Source organism: Amycolatopsis aidingensis, assembly GCF_018885265.1.
Taxonomy (GTDB): Bacteria; Actinomycetota; Actinomycetes; order Mycobacteriales; family Pseudonocardiaceae; genus Amycolatopsis; species Amycolatopsis aidingensis.
Genome location: NZ_CP076538.1, coordinates 4295799 through 4314898 on the forward strand (window position 1 = coordinate 4295799; position 19100 = coordinate 4314898).

General features: G+C 71.0%; 23 protein-coding genes and 1 pseudogene. 15 read left to right on the forward strand and 9 right to left on the reverse strand.

Annotation, left to right across the window (positions count from 1 at the left end; all coding sequences use genetic code 11):
- Positions 1–60: 60 nt before the first annotated feature.
- Complete coding sequence (locus KOI47_RS19690; protein WP_232376120.1) at positions 61–693, forward strand: phosphatase PAP2 family protein; 633 nt, start codon at positions 61–63, stop codon at positions 691–693.
- Here KOI47_RS19690 and zapE read toward each other — a convergent pair.
- The gene (gene zapE / locus KOI47_RS19695) at positions 638–1684 is read right to left on the reverse strand and encodes a cell division protein ZapE (RefSeq protein WP_216205523.1); all 1047 of its coding nucleotides are present in this window, start codon (positions 1682–1684) and stop codon (positions 638–640) included. The two genes, KOI47_RS19690 and zapE, sit on opposite strands and share 56 nt — an antisense overlap.
- 99 nt (positions 1685–1783) lie before the next feature.
- On the opposite strand from zapE, the gene KOI47_RS19700 reads away from it, so the two are divergent.
- From KOI47_RS19700 to KOI47_RS19750, 11 genes are all read left to right on the forward strand, one after another.
- Complete coding sequence (locus tag KOI47_RS19700; RefSeq protein WP_408629949.1) at positions 1784–2566, forward strand: pyrimidine reductase family protein; 783 nt, start codon at positions 1784–1786, stop codon at positions 2564–2566.
- 8 nt (positions 2567–2574) lie between these two features.
- On the forward strand, positions 2575–3189 hold the full coding sequence (locus KOI47_RS19705; RefSeq protein WP_216205526.1) for an RNA polymerase sigma factor: 615 nt from the start codon (positions 2575–2577) through the stop codon (positions 3187–3189).
- Positions 3189–3635: a hypothetical protein gene (locus KOI47_RS19710; protein ID WP_216205529.1), complete on the forward strand. Its 447-nt coding sequence runs from the start codon at positions 3189–3191 to the stop codon at positions 3633–3635. The genes KOI47_RS19705 and KOI47_RS19710 overlap by 1 nt, the downstream gene beginning before the upstream one ends.
- A gap of 124 nt (positions 3636–3759) precedes the next feature.
- Entirely contained in the window at positions 3760–4221 is a 462-nt protein-coding gene (locus KOI47_RS19715) for an Asp23/Gls24 family envelope stress response protein (RefSeq protein ID WP_216205531.1), read from the forward strand.
- 3 nt (positions 4222–4224) lie between these two features.
- Positions 4225–4581 carry a hypothetical protein gene (locus KOI47_RS19720; protein WP_216205534.1) on the forward strand — a complete coding sequence of 119 codons (357 nt, stop codon included), beginning with the start codon at positions 4225–4227 and terminating at the stop codon, positions 4579–4581.
- Positions 4578–4883 (forward strand): hypothetical protein, encoded by a 306-nt coding sequence (locus tag KOI47_RS19725; RefSeq protein WP_232376121.1) that lies wholly within the window; start codon positions 4578–4580, stop codon positions 4881–4883. Before KOI47_RS19720 ends, KOI47_RS19725 begins: the two co-directional genes overlap by 4 nt.
- Before the next feature lie 47 nt (positions 4884–4930).
- Positions 4931–5107 (forward strand): hypothetical protein, encoded by a 177-nt coding sequence (locus KOI47_RS19730; RefSeq protein ID WP_141995880.1) that lies wholly within the window; start codon positions 4931–4933, stop codon positions 5105–5107.
- Complete coding sequence (locus KOI47_RS19735) at positions 5104–5475, forward strand: Asp23/Gls24 family envelope stress response protein (protein ID WP_216205537.1); 372 nt, start codon at positions 5104–5106, stop codon at positions 5473–5475. The genes KOI47_RS19730 and KOI47_RS19735 overlap by 4 nt, the downstream gene beginning before the upstream one ends.
- A gap of 49 nt (positions 5476–5524) precedes the next feature.
- Positions 5525–6061 carry a DUF6286 domain-containing protein gene (locus KOI47_RS19740; protein WP_216205541.1) on the forward strand — a complete coding sequence of 179 codons (537 nt, stop codon included), beginning with the start codon at positions 5525–5527 and terminating at the stop codon, positions 6059–6061.
- Positions 6058–6660: an alkaline shock response membrane anchor protein AmaP gene (gene amaP, locus KOI47_RS19745; RefSeq protein WP_216205544.1), complete on the forward strand. Its 603-nt coding sequence runs from the start codon at positions 6058–6060 to the stop codon at positions 6658–6660. The genes KOI47_RS19740 and amaP overlap by 4 nt, the downstream gene beginning before the upstream one ends.
- A gap of 350 nt (positions 6661–7010) precedes the next feature.
- Entirely contained in the window at positions 7011–8201 is a 1191-nt protein-coding gene (locus KOI47_RS19750; protein WP_216205547.1) for a DUF222 domain-containing protein, read from the forward strand.
- Positions 8202–8284: 83 nt separating this feature from the next.
- Here the strand turns inward: KOI47_RS19750 and KOI47_RS19755 are convergent.
- The 4 genes and pseudogenes from KOI47_RS19755 to KOI47_RS19770 all read right to left on the reverse strand — a co-directional run.
- A pseudogene (locus KOI47_RS19755) lies at positions 8285–9175 on the reverse strand (alpha/beta hydrolase); the annotation flags it as partial.
- A gap of 116 nt (positions 9176–9291) precedes the next feature.
- A complete protein-coding gene (locus KOI47_RS19760; protein WP_216205554.1) occupies positions 9292–10554 on the reverse strand; it encodes an MFS transporter in 1263 nt (420 codons plus the stop codon).
- Positions 10551–11627, reverse strand: coding sequence for a PLP-dependent cysteine synthase family protein (locus KOI47_RS19765; RefSeq protein WP_216205557.1), 1077 nt, complete (start codon positions 11625–11627; stop codon positions 10551–10553). Before KOI47_RS19765 ends, KOI47_RS19760 begins: the two co-directional genes overlap by 4 nt.
- An 89-nt stretch (positions 11628–11716) precedes the next feature.
- On the reverse strand, positions 11717–12145 hold the full coding sequence (locus KOI47_RS19770) for a hypothetical protein (RefSeq protein ID WP_216205560.1): 429 nt from the start codon (positions 12143–12145) through the stop codon (positions 11717–11719).
- Positions 12146–12233: 88 nt separating this feature from the next.
- Here KOI47_RS19770 and KOI47_RS19775 point away from each other — a divergent pair, with 88 nt between their 5' ends.
- From KOI47_RS19775 to KOI47_RS19785, 3 genes are read left to right on the forward strand one after another with little or no spacing between them, the layout of a single operon-like run.
- Positions 12234–13313 (forward strand): ATP-dependent DNA ligase, encoded by a 1080-nt coding sequence (locus KOI47_RS19775; protein WP_216205562.1) that lies wholly within the window; start codon positions 12234–12236, stop codon positions 13311–13313.
- 48 nt (positions 13314–13361) lie between these two features.
- A complete protein-coding gene (locus KOI47_RS19780) occupies positions 13362–14942 on the forward strand; it encodes an alpha/beta hydrolase (protein WP_216205564.1) in 1581 nt (526 codons plus the stop codon).
- Positions 14943–14988: 46 nt separating this feature from the next.
- On the forward strand, positions 14989–15534 hold the full coding sequence (locus tag KOI47_RS19785) for a GrpB family protein (protein WP_216205567.1): 546 nt from the start codon (positions 14989–14991) through the stop codon (positions 15532–15534).
- Positions 15535–15602: 68 nt separating this feature from the next.
- On the opposite strand, the gene KOI47_RS19790 is transcribed toward KOI47_RS19785, so the two are convergent.
- From KOI47_RS19790 to KOI47_RS19805, 4 genes are all read right to left on the reverse strand, one after another.
- Complete coding sequence (locus KOI47_RS19790; protein ID WP_216205570.1) at positions 15603–16163, reverse strand: dihydrofolate reductase family protein; 561 nt, start codon at positions 16161–16163, stop codon at positions 15603–15605.
- 133 nt (positions 16164–16296) lie between these two features.
- Positions 16297–17319: an LLM class flavin-dependent oxidoreductase gene (locus KOI47_RS19795; RefSeq protein WP_408629836.1), complete on the reverse strand. Its 1023-nt coding sequence runs from the start codon at positions 17317–17319 to the stop codon at positions 16297–16299.
- A 163-nt stretch (positions 17320–17482) separates the two neighbouring features.
- Positions 17483–18502, reverse strand: coding sequence for a non-homologous end-joining DNA ligase (ligD, locus tag KOI47_RS19800; RefSeq protein ID WP_216205573.1), 1020 nt, complete (start codon positions 18500–18502; stop codon positions 17483–17485).
- Between the two features lie 4 nt (positions 18503–18506).
- Positions 18507–19067 carry a GNAT family N-acetyltransferase gene (locus KOI47_RS19805; protein WP_216205575.1) on the reverse strand — a complete coding sequence of 187 codons (561 nt, stop codon included), beginning with the start codon at positions 19065–19067 and terminating at the stop codon, positions 18507–18509.
- Positions 19068–19100 lie beyond the last annotated feature (33 nt).

Genomic DNA, 19100 nt, shown 5'->3' on the forward strand with positions numbered 1-19100 from the left:
TCACCGACCGGGACGGGACCTGGCCAGCGAATTCTCGCCCGGCTGCCGTAATGTCGCCGCGTGCTCGATCACCGCGCGCGGGCGCAGGCCGTGGCCGTGGGCGCCGCGCTGCTGATGGTGCTGCTCGGCCTGGCGTACGCGGGCGACACCGGCCCCGGCGCGCTGGACGAGGCGGCCGCCGCGGCTGTCCACCGGACCTTCGTGGGGCAGGATGCGCTGCTGCGGCTGTTCGTCCTGCCCACCCAGCCGACGGTGCTGCTCGGCGTGCTGGGACTACTGGCGGTGCTGTGCGTACTGCAACACCGCCGTACCGGGCTGGCACTGGTCCTGCTCGGCCCGGCACTGGCGGTGGCGGCCAACACCTGGCTGCTGAAACCGCTGTTCGGCCGGTACTACGACGACCACCTGGCCTACCCCAGCGGCCATACGGTGAGCCTGGTCGCGGTGCTGACCGTGCTGGCACTGCTCGCCCGCCAGGGCACCGCCACCCGGCTGGTGGTTGCCCTCGGCTGCCTGGTGCTGCCCGCGGCCGGAATCGGCATGATCGGGCTGCACTACCACTACCTGACCGACATCCTCGGCGGCGCGGCCTGCGCGGTGGCCGCGATACTGGCGCTGGCGGCCGGGCTGGAGGCCGCTATGCCCGCTCGCTCTGCTGCACGGCGCCGACCGCGTCCCTGGCCAGGGCGGTGAGCCTGCTGACCGCACGCAGGTACTTCTTGCGGTATCCCCCGTGCAACATCTCCGCGCCGAAAAGCTCGGACAGCGGGGTTCCGGAGGTGAGCACCGGGATGGCCCGGTCGTACAGCCGGTCGGCCAGCGCCACCAGCCGCAGCGCGACCGTCTGGTCCGGCGCGGGACGTACCCCGCGCAGGTGCACCATGGACACCCCGTCCAGCAGCCGCCCGTAGCGGGACGGGTGCAGCGCGGACAGGTGCGCGCACAGCGCGTCGAAGTCGTCCACGGTGGACCCGGGATGCGCCCTTGCGGAGGCGGCCAGCTCGGCTTCGGTGACCGGGGCGGGGGCCTCGGGCAGCCCGCGGTGCCGGTAGTCCGGCCCGTCCACCCGGACCACGCCGAACCGGGCGGACAGCGCCTGGATCTCACGCAGGAAGTCCTCGGCGGCGAACCGGCCCTCGCCCAGCTTGTCCGGCAAGGTGTTCGATGTGGCCGCCACATGCACCCCGGCCTCGGTGAGCTCCCGCAGCAACCGGGTCACCAGCATCGTGTCCCCGGGATCGTCCAGCTCGAACTCGTCGATGGCCAGCAGCCGGTGGGCGGAAAGCCTGCGCACCGCCTCGGCGAACCCGAGCACACCGACCAGATGGGTCAGCTCGACGAAGGTGCCGTAGGACTTCGGTTCCGGCGCCGCATGCCAGATCGAGGCCAGCAGGTGCGTCTTGCCGACACCGAACCCGCCGTCCAGGTACAGGCCGGGCTGCTCCGGCGCCGCCTCCGTGCGGCCGCCGAACAGCGCCCGCCATCCGGACCGCTTCCGGCGCGCTGCGCCTACTCGCCCGGCGAAGGTGGAGCAGGCGGCGACCGCCTCGGCCTGGCTCGGCTCCTGCGGGTTGGGCACATAGGTGGAGAACCGGACGGCGTCGAACCGCGGCGGCGGCACCAGCGCCGTGATCAGCTCGTCGGCTCCGATCTCCGGCCAGCGACCGGTCAAGTCAGCGGGCATGCGGGCCAGCCTAGCGACCGCTGCCCGCTCCCCATGCCGGACGCGGGACCGGCGAGACCCAGCCCACTCGAATGGCTCCACCGATCGAACCGTGTTGGGATAGAACCCGTGCAGATGTTGTGGCCGCCCCGGGGAGACGGCAGCCCGTCCGACCCGCTCACCGACACCGACCTGGAACGGCTCTACGCGTATCCGGACCAGCTGAGCAGGCCGTGGGTCCAGGCCAACTTCGTCGCCTCGGCTGATGGCGCGGCCGCCGTGGACCACCGGTCGGCCGGCTTGTCCCACCCCGCGGACAAGCGGATCTTCGCGCTCGGCCGCGACCTCGCCGACGTAGTGCTGGTCGGCGCCGGCACGGTGGAGACGGAGAACTACCGCGGCGTCCGCAACACCGAACGGCGCGCCGAACGAAGGCGGCGCAGGGGGCTGGCCGAGGTGCCACCGATCGCCGTGGTCAGCGGGCGCTGCACCATCCGGCCGGACGCCGCGCTGCTCACCGACAGCACGGTGCCACCGATCATCTTCACCACCGAGGCCGCGACCCCGGAACGGCGCAAGGCCCTGGCCGCGGCAGGTGCCGAGGTCGTCGTCACCGGCGAGCACACCGTGGACCCGCATGCCCTGCTGGACGAGCTGGACCAGCGCGGGCTGCGCAGGGTGAACTGCGAGGGCGGCCCGCACCTTTTCGCCACCCTGGTCGCCGAGGACCTGGTCGACCAGCTGTGCCTGACCGTGGCCCCGTTGCTGGCCGGGGCCGGGGCCGACCGGATCGTGGCGGGCAGGCGCTCCGAGGTGCCCCGCGGCCTGAGCCTGGCCTCGATCCTGCACGAGGACGGCTTCTGTCTGTTCCGCTACCGCCGGGCAGCCGGCGCGGGCGGGTGAGACCGCGGATGGGTGCGGGTGCCGAGCCGGAGGACGGCGCCGCAGGCCAGCCGGGCGACCGGGACGCGGCGCTGCTGGCCAGTGCGGCCCGCGGGAACCAGGCGGCCTTCGACAGCCTGGTGCGCAGGCACACGCCCCGGATGTACCGGGTGGCGCTGCGCATCACCGGCACCCCGGCCGAGGCCGAGGACGTGGTGCAGGAGGCGTGGATCTCGGCCTGGCGCGGGCTGTCCGGGTTTCGCAGCGAGTCCGCGGTGTCCACCTGGCTGTACCGGGTGGTCACCAACACCGCGCTCGCCTATATCCGGCGGCGCAGGCCGACCGTGTCGCTCGACGCCGCGCTCACCCCGGGCGAGCAGAGCCGTTCCCTGCTGGAGTCCGGACTGTTCGCCGACACCAGGGCCAACCCGGAGGGCAGGGTGGTCCGCGCCGAGGAGGTCGATGCGGTACTGCGTGCCATCTCCGGCCTGGACGTCTCGCAACGGGTTCCGCTCGTGCTGCGCGAGCTGGAAGGGCTCAGCTACGAGGAGGTCGCCGAAGTGCTCCAGGTCAGCGTCCCGGCCTTGCGTTCCCGGCTGCATCGAGCCAGGGTGGCGTTGCTCGCGAAACTCAGGGAGCAGTGATGAACCGCGCCGAGGAGCCGCCCGGCGAGGACCCGCGCCAGGACCCGCGCTGGGGACTCGTCGAGGCCGCCGCGCGCGTTCCGGTGCCCACCCCGCCCGGCCTGATCTCCCGCGTCCTGCGCTCGGTGCACGGCCTGCGTGGCCGCAGGCTCGCCGACCCGCTCGAACTCGAGCAAGAGGGTGGCAGGCTGCATGTCGGCGAGCGGGCACTGGTGCTGTTCACCAGGACGCTGGGCAGCGAGCTGGGCGCACGGCTCGGCGTGCACATCTCCGCGGTGGCACTGGAACCCACCGGCCTGGAGGTACTGCTGACCGTCCGGTACGGCATCGCGGCGAACGAGGCCGCCGAAACGCTGCGCGGCAGGCTACGCGAGGCGCTGGTGGCCGAGTTCGGCCCGGCCGCGCCACCGGTGAGCGTGCATATCGCCGATGTGCACCATGACTAAGGGCTGTCGAACTCCCCCAATCGAGTGGTCCAGCGACATGGCAACACAGGAAACGACATCCGAGTAGTTACGGGGCCGGCCGGACCGGGCGGCGCCGCCACAGGGTTCGAAAGGAGCAGCCGTCATGGCGCAGACCAGCACGAGCAACACCGACACCGCAGCCGTCACGAAAGCCGGAACGTCGGCACTCAACGAGGAGGGTTCCGCTGGCAAGACCACGATCGCCTCCTCAGTCGTGCAGAAGGTCGCCGGGATCGCCGCACGTGAGGTTTCCGGGGTGAACGCACTCGGCGGCGGGGTGTCCCGCGCGTTCGGTGCCATCAGGGAACGTATCCCCGGTTCCGGCACGGTCACCACTTCGGGCGTCTCCGTCGAGGTCGGCGAGAAGCAGGCCGCCGTCGATCTGGATCTCGTCGTGGAGTATGGGGCGCGGATCGTGGACGTCGCCCGCGCCGTCCGCCGTAACGTCATCACCACGGTCGAGCAAATCACCGGTCTCGATGTGATCGAGGTGAACATCTCGGTTAACGACATCCACCTTCCCGAGGAGAATGGCGAAGAAGAGCCGTCTTCTCGAGTGGAGTGATCGATGACCGCCGCCGGATCCGGCAGGCCGGAAGACCTGGCGCAGGCCATCGCGGGCGAGCTGCTCGCGCATCCTTCGGTGGTCCGCCTTGACGGCGGGCCGCTGGGCACCCTGGCCACGCACCTGCCCGGCCACAAGGTCAGCGGGGTGCGGGTGACCGAGGTCGGCGCGCCGGTCGAGGTCGGGGTGGTCCTCCGGCTGGAAGGTTCGCTGCCCACGGTGACCGCACAGCTGCGGGAGCGCGTGCAGGCGCTGGCCGGTAACGTGCCTGTCCATGTCGACGTGGTCGATGTGGAAGTCGGAGATGGCACCGAAGGCAGCGCCGGGACCGAGCCGGAAGCCGGAAACCGGGTGACGTGATCGACGTTCCCGACCGAGGTGAGGAGGGCCGCGCCTCCCGCGCGGCCTTCCGAGCTTTCGTGCGCGAGAACCACCCCGACGTCGGCGGGGACCCGCACGTCTTCGCCGAGGGCCTGGACCGTTTCCGGCGCGACCGGCCGGAGAACCGCCAGGGCGGTCCGGACCGCCAGGATCAGCCCGAGGATGACAGCCGCTACGACGCGCCGGTCGTGTTCGTCAGCACGCCGGGAGGCGTAGCGGGCCTGACCAACCGGGTCAAGCGGTGGCGCGGCCGCAGACGCCGCCCGCCGCGGGTCCGCTGACCCGGGCCACCACCCAGATCGCTCCAAACGCTCGCAAGGAGACAACGTTGAACGCAACGCAGACCGGGATCATCGCCGGCCTCGTACTGGGCCTCGCGGCCTCCCAGAGTTTCATCGCATTCCTGATCACGTTGGCGGTCGGAGTGATCGGCCTCGTCGTCGGCAGGGTGCTCGACGGTGAGCTGGACCTCGGCGACGTCTTCGGCAGGGGCCGGGACCGGTGACCACACCCGCGCCCGCCGCGCTGCCCGAGCCGGAGGAGCGCGGCACGCTGAGCATCGGCCACACGGTGGTACGCAAGATCGCGCAACGTGCCGCCGACCAGGTCGACGGCACGGCGAGGGCGGAGCGCCGGGTCGCCGGGCTCGGCCTCGGCACGCACGGGGCCGGCGCCAAGGTCGCCGGACGGGCCGACGAGGTCGACCTTTCCCTCGACCTCGCGCTGCACTACCCGGCGTCGATCGGCACCGTGACCGGCGAGGTCCGGGAGCGGGTGACCGAGGAGGTGGAACGCCTCACCGCCTACCGGGTGCGTTCGCTGCGGGTGACCGTGTCCGCCCTGCTGCCCGAGATCCAGCCGCGGGTGCGCTGAGCCGCGCGCTGACCCGACCAACCTGCTGACCAAACCATGGAGTGAAACGGTGCGGGTATTCGTCCGTCTACTTTCGACCTTGCTGGCGCTGGCCGTCGCCGCAGCCGGCGGGTTCATCGCGCTCGAGGTCGGTTGGCACTGGTGGCGCCCCGCCGACGCCCCGTTGCTGCTGCCGTGGCCGAGCTGGCAAGCTCAGTTGAGCGAGCTGCAGTGGACCTCGACCGGCCTCCGGCTTGTTGCCGGGATCACCGCGGCCACCGGGCTGGTTCTGGTGCTGGCCGCGCTCATCGCGCGCAGGCGTTCCATCCGGTTGCACGACCCCGCTCCCTCGGTCAGCGTCACCACCTCCCCCCGCTCGCTGGCCAGGCTGGTCGGGCACCGGGTTCGCTCGCAGGACAATGTGGACGGTGCGACCGTCACCGCGTCCGCGAAGAAGGTCCGGGTGCGCGCCGTCAGCAGGCTGGAGGACGAGCAGCAACTGCGCCCGCGCCTGGCCGAAACGGTCGGTGAGTTGCTCGGCGAGATTCCGCTCACCAAGCGCCCCAAGGTATCCGTCGTGGTCGACTCCCCCAAGGATCGCCGATGAGCCGCACATCCACCTCGACCAAGGCACTCGCCCGCTCCTACCGCGCCGAGCGCACCCTGACCTTCGCCCTCGGCCTGCTCGGGCTGCTCGCCGGCGCGGCCGCGCTGGTGGTGAGCTTCGGCTGGCTCGGCAGCTTCCGTGCACAACGCCCGATCCTGGACCCGATCGCGGTCGACTGGCTGGGTGGCAGGCCGGTACTGGCCAAGACGGTCGCCATCGTGGCCGGGGTACTGCTGCTGGCCTTCGGCCTGTGGTGGTTCTTCCGCTCACTGCGCCCCGAGGGCAGGCCGGACCTCGAACTCGACCGCGCGGTCGGCAGGGAACTCACCGTCACCGCGGGTGCCATCGCCAGTGCCGTACAGGCGGATGCCGAGTCGGTGCAGGGCGTGCACCGTGCCCGCGTTCGCGCCGTCGGTGACCCCGACAACCCCGCCCTGCGGATCAGCCTGTGGTTACGCGAAGGCACCGACATCCGCGCCGTCTGGGAGGAGCTCGACGCCACGGTGCTCACCAGGGCCCGCGAATCCCTCGGCATCGAGGCCCTGCCCACCGCCGTCCGCATCGAACTCAACGCCGCCGAACGCCAGCGCGTCCGCTGACCCGCCGCCCCGGCGTGTTTGCCGCCTACGCGCGTGTGTTTGCCGTTCCCGCGCACGCGTTGGCTGCCCACGCGCACGCTTTGGCCGTTCTCGTACATCGTGTTTGCCGTTCGCGTGGGTGGTGAGGGTGGTTGTGGTTGGGTTTCAGGCACGCCTCCGGCGCGCCGTGGGGCACTGGCGCTGCACGCATCACCACTAGCAGGGCTGGTTGCTAGCGCCAGCACCCCACGGAACGGCACCCCGGGCCCGGCCTGGCATGCATTCTGTGTCGAACACGCATTCGAGTGAATATCAGCGGGTACACATTCACACGGGGAATTCTTGTCGGTCCCGTCGATACAATTATGGGTATGGACAGACACAGTTCTGATCCGCACACGGATCCCGCAGAAGACGCACTCACCACACTCGACCTATTGGAGGCCAACGAACGCGCCATCGCCCGGCTGGAGGCGCGGCGGGTGCTGCTGGTGGCCGACCTCGCCCACGACGGGGACGAACGGGTCTCGCTGGTGACCGAGATCGCCGGACGCCTCTACTGGACCCGGCACCGGGTGGAGGAAGCCCTGGCACTGGGGCAGCACCTCACCCGGTTACCGAACACCCTGGCCGCGTTCCGCGAGGGCCGGATTGATCAGGAGAAGGTGAAAGCAGTGGTCGAGCCCACCGCGGTCCTCACCGACCAACAAGCCCGCGACGTCGACCAGCGGATGAGCGACAAACTGGAACGTAAAGACCGCACCAGCCTGCGGCGGTCGGTGCGCTACCAGGTACTCGCGGTCGACCCCGACGGGGCGGCGCAGCGCACCCGGGCCCGGCGGGCACAACGATCCCTGGAACTCATCCATCAAGACGATGGGGTGTCCAGCCTCACGGCCGACCTCCCGACAGAGGTCGCCACGGCGATCTACGCACGCTGCGACCGCGCCGCCCGACGCCTCCGACGGGAAGGGGACAGTCGCACGTTGGAGCAGTTGCGGGCGGACGTGTTCGCCGACCTCGCCCTCCGGGAAGACGGCACGATCCGGGCGCCGCGCACGGAGGTGTACCTGTACTTCGCGGCCAGCTCCCTACTCGGACTGGATGAGCAGCCCGGATACCTGGCCGGGCATGGGCACATCCCCGCGTCGTTGGCGCGGGAGCTGGCCACCCACCCCGACAGCGTCTGGCGCCGACTGTTGACCGACCCGGCCACGGGGCACCCCACCGATCTGGGGCGCACGCGGTACCGGCCGCCGGCGGCGCTGGATGAGTTCGTGCGGGTACGAGACCGGGAATGCCAGGGCATCGGGTGCCACCGGCCCTCCCAGCAATGCCAGAACGACCACACCACCGACTGGGCCAAGGGCGGCACCACCCGGGAGGAGGAGCTGGTGGGCTACTGCGAGCGCGACCACCACCTGAAGGACCTGCCGGGGTGGAAGTACGAGGTGATCGACGGGGTGCCGACCATCACCACACCCCACGGGGACGTGCACCAAAGCCCCCGCGAACCACTGCACGAACCCCTCACCCCAGACAACGACAAACCACCCTTCTAACCACCGATGGCGTGCAGCAGCATGGGCAGCGAGCGGCGCAGTTCGCGTTGCCAGTACGGCCAGGTGTGCCCGCCGTCGTAGAAGTGCGTCGTGACCGGCACGCCCAGTTCGGTCAACCTACCCACCAAGGCCTGCCCCATATCGTGTACCACGCGTTCGGCGACGGTCTCGAACATTCCGCTGCCCGGCGGACGCAGCGGACCGGCCTCGCCGTTGCCTGAGGAGACATACAGCCGCGTATCGGCCAGCTTCGCAGCCAGATTGTAAGGATTGCGCCGCTGCCAGATTTCCCGCTGGGCCGGAATACGTGGGTCGCCCCAGAGATCCCGCCAGTCGATACCGGTGCAGGCGAGGCGCATCAGTTTGATCACGTCTGGGCCGTCCGGCCAGCGTGGCCGGTCGATCAGGGTGTGTACAGCTCCGCTGTAGCTCGCCGCCGCGCGGAACATCCCCGGATGCCGGGCCGCATACGACATCGCCCCGAACCCGCCCATGGACAGCCCGGCGACCGCCCGCTGCGGGCCGGCCCGATAGTGCCGCTCCAGCAGCCCGCGCACCTCGGTGAGATGAAAGGTCTCCCATGCGGGCGGACCATGGTTCCCCTGGTTCCACCAATTCGAGTAGTTGCCGCATCGCCCGCCCTCGGGCAGCACGATGATGGCCTCCGCCTCGGCCGTCGCCGCGACGACGTCGGTGTGCTCGGTCCACGCTCGGTAGTCGGCGTCGGCGCCGTGCAGCAGGTACAGCACGGGCCAGGTACGCGCGGCCTCCGCGGACCATCCCGCGGGCAGCAGCAGCCGGACCGATTCCACCCCACCCAGCGCAGGCGAGTCGATCCGCAGGTCGAGGGTGCGCTCATCCACCCGGATCTCCTCCACCACCCGCGCCGCGTCGGTGCCGGCGGCGGCAGGCGCCACCGGCACCGCGAGGACGAGGACGACGGCCAGCAGGAGCGGCAGACTGCGAGTCGGCATACCCGAGTTATCGGCAAACGACAGGGAGTAGCCGTATCGCGGGATGGGGTTCGTCGTCCGTACTCGCCGTGCACCCGGCCGGTCCGCCGCTGGGCCGAACAGGTTGTCCGGGTCGCCTATGGTGTGGTCAGCACCTGCCGGGGCGCCAGCCGCCCGGACCGGCTCAGCAGGTGCACCCCGAACGCGCAAGCCGCACCGATGACCGCCAGCACGACCCAGGGCACCCACGCCGCCCCGCGCTGCCGTGCCAGGTCCAGCGCGGCACCGGTACCCAGGTTGCCCAGCGCGATGCCGATCCCGCAGATCGTGTTGTACAGCCCGTAGTGCGTGGCGACGAACCGGTCCTCGGCGAGCGTGACGATGGTGTCCATCTCGAACGGGAACACCACCACGGTGCCCAGGGTGAGCAGCGCGACCGAGACCAGCATCGGAAGGAACACGCCCAGCGCGCCGAAGGAGCCGCTGCCGCCCGGCGCAGCCGCGGTGAGCAGCGGCACCAGGAACGCCGCGCCCATCAGCGCGAGCCCCGCGGTCAGGCAGCGCCCGTGGCTCCACCGCCGCCGGCACCATCCGGTGATGCGCAACTGGCCGGCGATCGCCAGCAGCCCGGACACCGCGAACAGCGCGGCCACCAGCACCGTGCCGGTCAGCTCATCCCTCGCAAGCCGCCGGGTCTCCAGCGGCAACGCGAGATAGATCTGAAAGGACAGCACATAGCAGCCGATCATGGTGCCCGCGAAGGCGAGGAACCTGCGATTGCCAAGCACCTGGCGACAGCCGACGAGTACCCGCTGGCCGCCCTCCGCGGCGCGCGGAGGCAGCGAACGCAACTGCAGCACGGTGAGCGCGGCGAACACCACAGCCGCGACCAGGCAGGTGAGCCGGAAGGCGACCCCGGTCAGCGCGAGCCCGAGCAGCGGGCCGAGCAGGATCCCCGCCTGGTAGAACACGTTGAACAGAGCGAACGCCTCCACCCTGCGCTCCCCTGCGCCCGCGGCCACATAGGCCCGCACAGCCGGGTTGAACAGCGCACCGGCGAACCCGGTGGCCGCCGAGGCGATGATCAGCGAGGGCACCGAGTCGACCAGCCCCAGCATCGCGAAACCACCGGTACGCAGGGCGCAGCCGGTGACGATCAGCGGCTTGTAGCCGAGCCGGTCGGCCAGCATCCCGCCGAACAGGAACATGCCCTGCTGGGAGAAGTTGCGCACGCCGAGGATGAACCCGACCAGCCACCCGGCCAGCCCGAGTCCCACGGACAAATGCGCGGCCAGGTACGGCATCAGCATGTAGAAGCCGATGTTGATGGTGAACTGGTTGATCGCGAGCAATCGCACCGGCCGGTCGAAGGAACGGAACTGGCTCAGCACCCCGCTCATCGCTCACCCCGCAGCGGGTCGATCACCGTGGCACAGCGGGTCCACCGCAGCACCTCTCGTTCGGCCGGCGTGCCGATCGAATCCGGATCCGGCGCGGGTTCCCTCTCCAGTAAGCTATTCTCCGCGCAGAACTGATCATTGTAGACAGTGTCGAAGTACCGTTGCGGACCATCGGGGAAGATCGCCGCGATCCTGGTCTCCGCGGTGCAGGTGCGTGCCAGCCACCCGGCCACCAGCGCCACCGCACCCACGCTCCAGCCACCCGAGGCGTAATGCGCGGCCGCGAGCCTACGGCAGGTCCACACCGACTCGGCCGGGCTGACCCAGTGCACCTCGGTGAACGCCGGGTAGTCCACATTGCGCGGATGGATGCTGGAGCCCAGCCCGCGCATGAGCCGGTTACGGGCCGGTTGCCCGAAGATCGTGGAGCCGATGGTGTCCACCCCGACCAGCCGCAGCCCCGGACAGTGCCGCCGCAGCACCCGGCTCACCCCTGCGGAGTGCCCGCCGGTGCCCACCGAGCAGACCAGGATGTCCACTCGGCCGAGCTGCGCGACCAACTCCGTAGCCAGTGACTCGTAGGCGGCCACGTTGTCCGGGTTGTGGTACTGGTCCGGGCAGAACGCTCCGGGGTGCTCGGCCAGGGTCGCGGCCACCCGCTGCCGCCGCGCCTCCTGCCAGCCGCCGGTGGGATGCGGCCGGTCCACGATGTGCACCCGCGTGCCGTAGGCGAGCAGCAGCCGCCGCACGATCGGCTCCATCCCGGGGTCGGCCACCAGGGTCACCGGGTGCCCGTAGACGATCCCGGCCAGCGCCAGCCCGAGGCCCAGCGTCCCGCTGGTCGACTCGACGATCATCCCGCCGGGCGGCAGCTGCCCGCGTTCCTTCGCCTTGGCGATCATGTGCAGGGCGGGCCGGTCCTTCATCCCGCCGGGGTTGTGTCCCTCCAGTTTGGCCCAGAACCCCCTGCCGTCGGTTGTGAACGGCGTGTCGATCCAGACCACCGGGGTGTTGCCGACCGCGGGTCCCTGCGGGCGCGCAGGGGTGGCCACGGTAATACCGTGCGAAAGCATGCGTTGAATCCGTTCTGTGCGAGGGCGGTGGATGGCGCGGGAGACGAGACGGCGGGCGCGGTTCGCGCCCGCCGGTCGTCACCGGCCGATCAGTTCCGCAGCACGCACAGTGCGGTCAGCATGTCCCGGCCACCCCGGCATACCGGAGGTGCGCCCCGGCGCGGGCGGGGTGGACCGCCGGGCCCGCCGGTGCGCCCCGTCAGGGCCGCGCAGGCGAGCAGGAGCAGCAGCACCGGGCCCGCGGCGGCACCATCGGCAGACCGCGGCACGGCCAGGCAACGCGGGTGGTCCGCATCGTGCGCGGGCGCCGGGCCGCGGGCAGGGAGCCCGCAGTCGGCGTCCGGCTCGTCCACCTCGGACGCCCCGGACCCCTCGGACACCGTGGATACCGGGGACGCGGGGGCGCTGAGCACCGGATCGACGTGGTCGACCGGCCCCGGCAGCAGGTGGCAGAGCAGGTACAGCGACAGCATCACAAGCGGCACGAGGAGGCGCGCGATGGTCTGCTGACTGCCCACGGCTACCAAACGTACCCGAAGGGTCGCATATCGACACACCGGCTATGATCTGGCTCGCACCCCGGCCCGGTGCGGGCAGAATGTCGGCATGCCGCTTCCGATCACTCCACCGGTGAAACCGATGCTCGCGCGTGCCGTACGGCAGATCCCGGACGCAGACGACCTGCTGTTCGAACCGAAATGGGACGGGTTCCGCTGCCTGGTCTTCCGTGAAGGGGACGAGATCACCCTGCAGGCGCGCTCGGGGAAACCGCTCAACCGGTACTTTCCCGAAGTGCTGGAGAAGCTGGCGAGCCAGTTGCCGGAGCGAGTGGTGCTGGACGGGGAACTGGTGGTCGCGGTGGGCGGCAAGCTCGACTTCGACGCGCTGACCGAGCGGATCCATCCCGCGGCCAGCCGGATCAGCCTGCTGGCCGAGCAGACCCCGGCCAGCTATATCGCGTTCGACCTGCTGGCGCTGGGCGATGAGTCCCTTGTCGACGAACCCACCAGCGTCCGGCGCGAGCGGCTGACGGAGCTGGCAGGCGAGGAACTGATCGTCACGCCGGCCACCGACGACCCGGCCACGGCACGGCACTGGTTCACCCTGTTCGAGGGGGCCGGGCTGGACGGCGTGATCGGCAAGCCGCTGGACGCCCCCTACTCCCCCGGCAAACGGATCCTGGCCAAGTACAAGCACTCCCGCACCGCGGACTGCGTACTCGCCGGGCTGCGCTGGCATGTGGACGCCGAACCGGGCGAGGCGGTCGGCTCGCTGCTGCTCGGGCTGTACGACGAGTCCGGGGTGCTGCACAACGTGGGCGTGGTCGGCGCGTTCCCGGTGGCCAGGCGGCGCGAGCTGGCCACCGAGCTGTCCCCGCTGATCACCGACGGCACCGGGCACCCCTGGCTGGGTGAGGCCGTGGTCGAGGGGCAGCGGCTGCCCGGCGCGATCAACCGCTGGCGATCCGCCGAGCAGCCCTGGGTGCCGCTGCGCATCGAACGGGTGCTCGAGGTCGGCTACGAGAACACCGAGGGCGGGATGCCGTCCCGGTTCCGGCACACCGCGCAGTTCGCCCGCTGGCGGCCCGACCGGGAGCCGGATTCGTGCACCTACGAGCAGCTCGACCAGCCCGCCCGGTACGACCTGGACGCGGTGTTCCGCGGTGAGGTCAAGCGGACGGTGTGACCCGCTCACACCCGGCTCACCCGGCGCATGCGAAGGTCGAACCGCCGAATGTCGCCGAGAAGTGAGGGGTCAGTGAGCAACCGCAGCAACCCGCGTGGCCTGCGTGGGCTGGCGCTTGTGGCGATGATGATCCCGGTGCTCGCCGGATGTACCGCGGGCCCCTCCACCCGGCCCGCGATCGTGCAGAACGACGGACCCGCGCCGCAGGCCCCTCCAGAGGAGCCCAGCGAGGTGCCGTTGCCGCCGCTTGCCGAGCCGCGGGCTTCCGGGCTCTCCTGGTCCGACTGCCGCGCGGAGACCAGCGCCCGGATCGGGACGCCGCTGCCTGCCGAGCTGAGCTTCTCCTGCGGCCGGGTGATCACCACCATGGACGCACCAGACCTGCCCCGCCGCGGGGTCGCGCGGATCTCCCTGCTCAAGGTGGGCGACGGGCCGATCCCGCTCGCGGTGCTCAACGATGTCGACCGGGAGCCGGGCTCGCTGTACGCGGTGCGCATCGCGCAGCAGCTACCGCCCGAGGTACTGGAACGGTTCTCGCTGATCGGAGTGGACCGCAGGGGCACCGGGCAGTCCGACGCGGTCGACTGCGTCCCGGAACACATCCGCGAGCAGCTGCTCGGCTATGACCCGGCCGCGACCGAGGCCGGGCCGCTGCTGGATGCCGCGCGCAAGGCGGGCCAGCAGTGCACCATCGGGCTGGAGAACGGGCAGACCGCCTACGACAGCTGGCGCACCGCGGCCGATCTGGACGAGATCAGGGCCCAGCTGGGTATGGACCACCTGCACGCCATCGGCCACGGCGAAGGGTCCAGGGTGCTGACCGCGTACGCCAACCGGTACCCCGGCCGGGTGGGCCGGATGGTGCTGGACGGCATCCCGGACCCCTCCCCCAACACCGCGTCGGTGCTGGCGGACATCGCGACCGGAACATTGTCTACATTGGACGCATTCGGGGAGGACTGCGCGGATCGCGACTGCGGACTCGGCGACGCGCGGAAGGCCGTCACCGCGCTCAGCGAGCAACTGAGCACGGCACCACTGCGCACCCCGAACGGCACCCGGATGGGGCCCGCGCTCGCCCTGCACGCGGTGCGGATCGGCCTCGGCCAACGGGAACGCTGGCCCGACCTGGCCACGGCCATCACGGCGGCCAGGGGCGGCGACGCGGCCGGGCTGGCCACCTTCGTGGCGCCGCTGCTGCGGGACACCCCGCTGCATACCCCCCGGCTGGACGGAGCGCTGGCCACCATATGCAACGACATGGCGACCCGGTTGCCGGAGAACCGGATCGACCAGGCGCTACAGGACGCCGCGGCCAAGCAGCCGCTGTTCGGCACCCTGCTCGCGCAGCGGCTGGCCTGGTGCAGCCCGTGGCCGGTGCGCACGGATCCGGTACCGGAGGCCGGGGCACGGGATGCGCCACCGATCATGGTGGTGAGCACCGCGACCGACCCGGTCACCCCGGAGAAGGGCACCATCCGGGCGGCCGAGCAGATGCCCAGCGCGGTCCGGATCGCCTGGCAGGGCGCCGGGCACGGCGCACTGGCCTCCTCCTGCGTGCTGGCCGCCACGGCGGAGTTCCTGGTCGAGGGCACCGTGCCGAGCGAAGGCACGCTCTGCCCTGCCTGAGCTCGCTCACCGGGCGAAATCGGCGCGGGTACGTAGACTGGGACTGATGGCTGGTGAGGTTCCCGCGTGGGCGTACGCACGACCGGTGCTGCGGCCGCACGACGAACAGTGGGCGGTGCAGGCCGACCGGGAATGCGCGGAGCTCACCGAGATACTGGGACCGTGGCTGGTGGACGGGGTGGAGCACATCGGCTCCACGGCGGTGCCGGGACTGGCCGCCAAGCCGGTGCTCGACCTGATGGCCTCGGTCGCCGACCCGGACGAGGTGGTGACGGCGCTGGCCGGGCGGCTGGCCACTGAGGACTGGCACTACGTGCCGCCGGAGACCGACCGCAGGCCGTGGCGTCGGTTCTTCGTCAAGCCCACCGAGTCCGGTGCGGACCGGTTCGCCCACCTGCATCTGATCCCGGCGGGTCACCCGCGCTGGCGTGAGCAGCTCGCGTTCCGCGACGCGCTCCGCACCGACGCCCAGCTGGCGCGGGAGTACGCGCGGCTGAAGCACCGGCTGGCCGACGAGCACGGCAACGATCGCGAGGGTTACACCGCGGCCAAGGGCGATTTCGTGGCCAAGGTCCTCGGCCACGGCACCTGACCCGGTACAGCCAGGGGATCCCGGTCCGATACCGGTAGACGATCCCCACCCGCGCAACGGAATCGCGCTCAATGCCTCGCGTACCTGGTCAGGACCACCCCACCGGGAAACGCCCGCGTCTCCACCAGGTTCAGGTGCACCCAGCTGTCCAGCGTGGTGAAGAACGGCGTGCCGCCGCCCACCAGCACCGGATGGGTGACGATCTCGTACTCATCGACCAGGCCGGCCCGCATGGCCGCCCCGGCCAGCGTTGCACCGCCGACCCTCATCGGCCCGCCGTCCTCGGCCTTGAGCCGGGTGATCTCGGCGATCGCGTCGCCAGTCACCACGCGGGTGTTCCAGTCGACCTTGTCGATCGTCGTGGAGAACACCACCTTCGGCGTGTCCCGCCAGTTCCGCGCGAACTCGATCTCCGCCGGAGTGGCACCCGGCTGCTGGTCACCGGTCGGCCAGAAGGAGCTCATCGTCTCCCACAGCCTGCGCCCGTACAGGAACAGGTCGATCGCCTGCTCCTGCTCGAGCCACCACTGGAACAGCTCGTCACTCGGCCCGCTCCAGCCAAGGTCGCCGCCGGACGCGGCGATGTAGCCGTCCAGGCTCAGGTTCATACCGTAGATCAGTTTCCGCATGGCGCCATCCTTCCGTCAGTCGGTCTGACGTGTACAGACAGGCGCGACGCAGGAAACTCATCGGTGCGAGCTCTCATCCTCCGATGATCTTGCTGGGGCCAGAACTTCCCAGAACCGTTTTAGGAGACACGCCTCAGGCGCTGTTCAGGGAGGGCTGCCGGGCGGTGAGCGCGGCCAGCCTGCGGTAGGAGTCCAGCTTCGCCGCCGGGTCGAAGGTGGACATGGTCACCAGGACCTCGTCCGCACCGCTGCGTTCGACCAACCCGGACAGCTGCTGCTCCACCTCCGGCCCGGTGCCGTACAGCTGTCCGGCCATCGCCTCCTGGAACAGGCCGCGCTCCCGATCGTTCATCGGCAGCGCGGCGACCTCCTGGGGCGGACGCTGCGGAGGGAACACCCCGCGGGTGCGTGCCTCGGTCAGCGCCCACGCCTCCGGCATCAGCAACCGGCGGGCCTGCTCGGTCGACTCGGCCACGGCCACCGCGGTGGACACCATGACATAAGGCTCCGGCGACCAGACCGAGGGGCGGAACCGGGCGCGGTAACCTTCGATGGCCGCCAGCATCGCGTCCTCGCCGCGCACGGCGGCGATCACCAGCGGCAGCCCGAGCTCGGCCGCCACATTCGCACCGGCGCCGGTGGCCAGGACGAACGGGGCCACCCGTGCCCCCTCCGCGGGGATCGCGTGGACCCCGGGATGCGCCCGCTGGGTACCGGTGACATATCCGAGTAGCTCCGACACCTGCCCCGCGAAGTCCTCGGCGGCCTCCTTGTCCCGGCCCAGCGCCCGCCGGATGCCGCCGGTGAAGCCCACCGAGCGGCCCAGCCCCATGTCGATCCGGCCAGGGAAGAGCGCGTCGAGCACACCGAACTGCTCGGCCACCACCAGTGGCTGATGGTTCGGCAGCATCACCCCGCCGGTGCCGACCCGGATACGCGAGGTGGCCGAGGCGATCGCGGCCGCCAGCACGGTCGGCGCCGAACCGGCGACTCCGGGAACGCTGTGGTGCTCGGACACCCAGAAGCGGTGGTAACCGAGCGTCTCCAGCTCGGTGGCGAAGCGGACCGTGTCCCGCAGGGCCTCGGCGTGGCCGTGTCCCTGCCGCGCCTGGGAGCGGTCGAGCACGGAAAGCCGGAACGACGACAGCGACCTCACGCCCGGTGCAACCGGATAAGCCCCGGCTGGATTCCCGGGCGCCGGTCGGTCAACAGGCCACTCATCGGAAAGTTCGAACCGGTCGGCCGGCGACCAGGCGCCGACCGCTACCGGCTCACCGTCACGCCGGACGGCATCCACCTGAGAGTCCCCGCACGGTGGCTCAGGTGTCCGGGCGGGACCTGCTGGGCTGGACGCGCTTCGGCTCGCCGGGCATCTTCGGGTAGTCCGGCGGGTAGGGCATCTCGGCCTGGCCCAGGTCGCGCTCGTCCCTGGCGTACCAGTCGAGCAGGGTCTCGAGCCCGAAGGCATGGGAGTCGATATCGGCGTGCGCGTTGCCGTGCTCTGCGAGCCAGCCGGCGACGGTGCGCACGTCGAAGTCGTCCGGGTGTACCTCGGTCAGCTGGTCCCAGGTCAGCGGGGTGGACACAGTGGCCCGCGGGGTACCGCGCACCGACCAGGAGGAGGCCACCGTGCGGTCCCGCGCGGCCTGGTTGTAGTCGATGAACACCCGCCCGTCCCGCTCCTCTTTCCACCAGGACATCGTGGCGAGCTTCGGCGCCCTGCGCTCGACCTCCCGGCCCAGCGCGATCAGGGCGTGCCGGACGTCGATGAAGTCCCATTCCGCACGGATCCGGACCAGCACGTGCACGCCCCGGCCACCGGAGGTCTTCGGGTATCCCACCAGCCCGGCGTCGTCCAGCACCTCGCGCACCGTGCCCGCGACCCGCACCGCGTCCGCGAAGCCGAGCTCGTCCGGCGGGTCCACGTCGATCCGCAGCTCGTCCGGGTGGTCCACCTCCGGCCTGCGCACCGGCCACGGGTGGAAGTCGAAAGTACCGAGGTTGGCCGCCCAGGCGAACACTGCGGGCTCGGTCGGGCAGACCTCGTCGGCGGTGCGCCCGGATGGGAAGGTGATCCGCGCGGTCTGCACCCACTCCGGCGCACCCTTGGGCACCCGCTTGGCATAGAAGTACTCGCCGGTAACCCCGTCCGGGTACCGCTTCAGAGTGGTCGGCCGCTCCCCGATCGCCTGCAACAGCGGCTCACCGACCGCGATGTAGTGCTCCACCACCTCGCGCTTGGTAATGCCGCGATCCGGGAAGTAGACCTTGTCCGGGCTGCTCACCCGCACCGTGCGCTGCCCTACCGTGTACTCGACGGGCTCACCGTTCTTGGCCACCCGATCACCGTAGCCGGTGATCGGTCGCCAGGACGGACATCACCAGCACATCGTGTCGCTCGCCCTCCCAGTACAGCGCCTCGCGCAGCACGCCCTCGCGGACGAACCCGCACTTCTCGTACACCCGCCTGGCCCGCGGGTTGTGCGCGAACACCTCCAGGCCCACCCGGTGCAGGCCGACCATGCCGAAGGCGAAGTCCAGCACCAGCCGGGTCGCCTCCGTGCCGTAACCCTTGCCGAACTCAGCCGGGCCGGACAGCGCGATCCGGAAGCTCATCGACTCGTTGGCCTCGTCCAGCTCGTTCAACGCCGCGTCCCCGAGGAACCCGCCGTCCTCGACGGCCGTGATGGCCCAGTCGGCCCGGTGCGCGGCTCCCGGCCAGCCGGCGAGCCGCTCGGCGACGTACTCGCGGGTGAAGACCACGTGTGTCCCGGTGAGCCGGATGACCTCGGGATCCTGCAGCGACTGCCACAGCCCGTCCAGGTGCCGCTGATCGAGTTGCACCAACCGGACCTTCTTTCCGGTCAGGCTGGGCTGGTCCCGCAGCGCCTCCAGGTTGAGCATGGGTGCACTGGATCACGCGGGCCACCTGCGCGC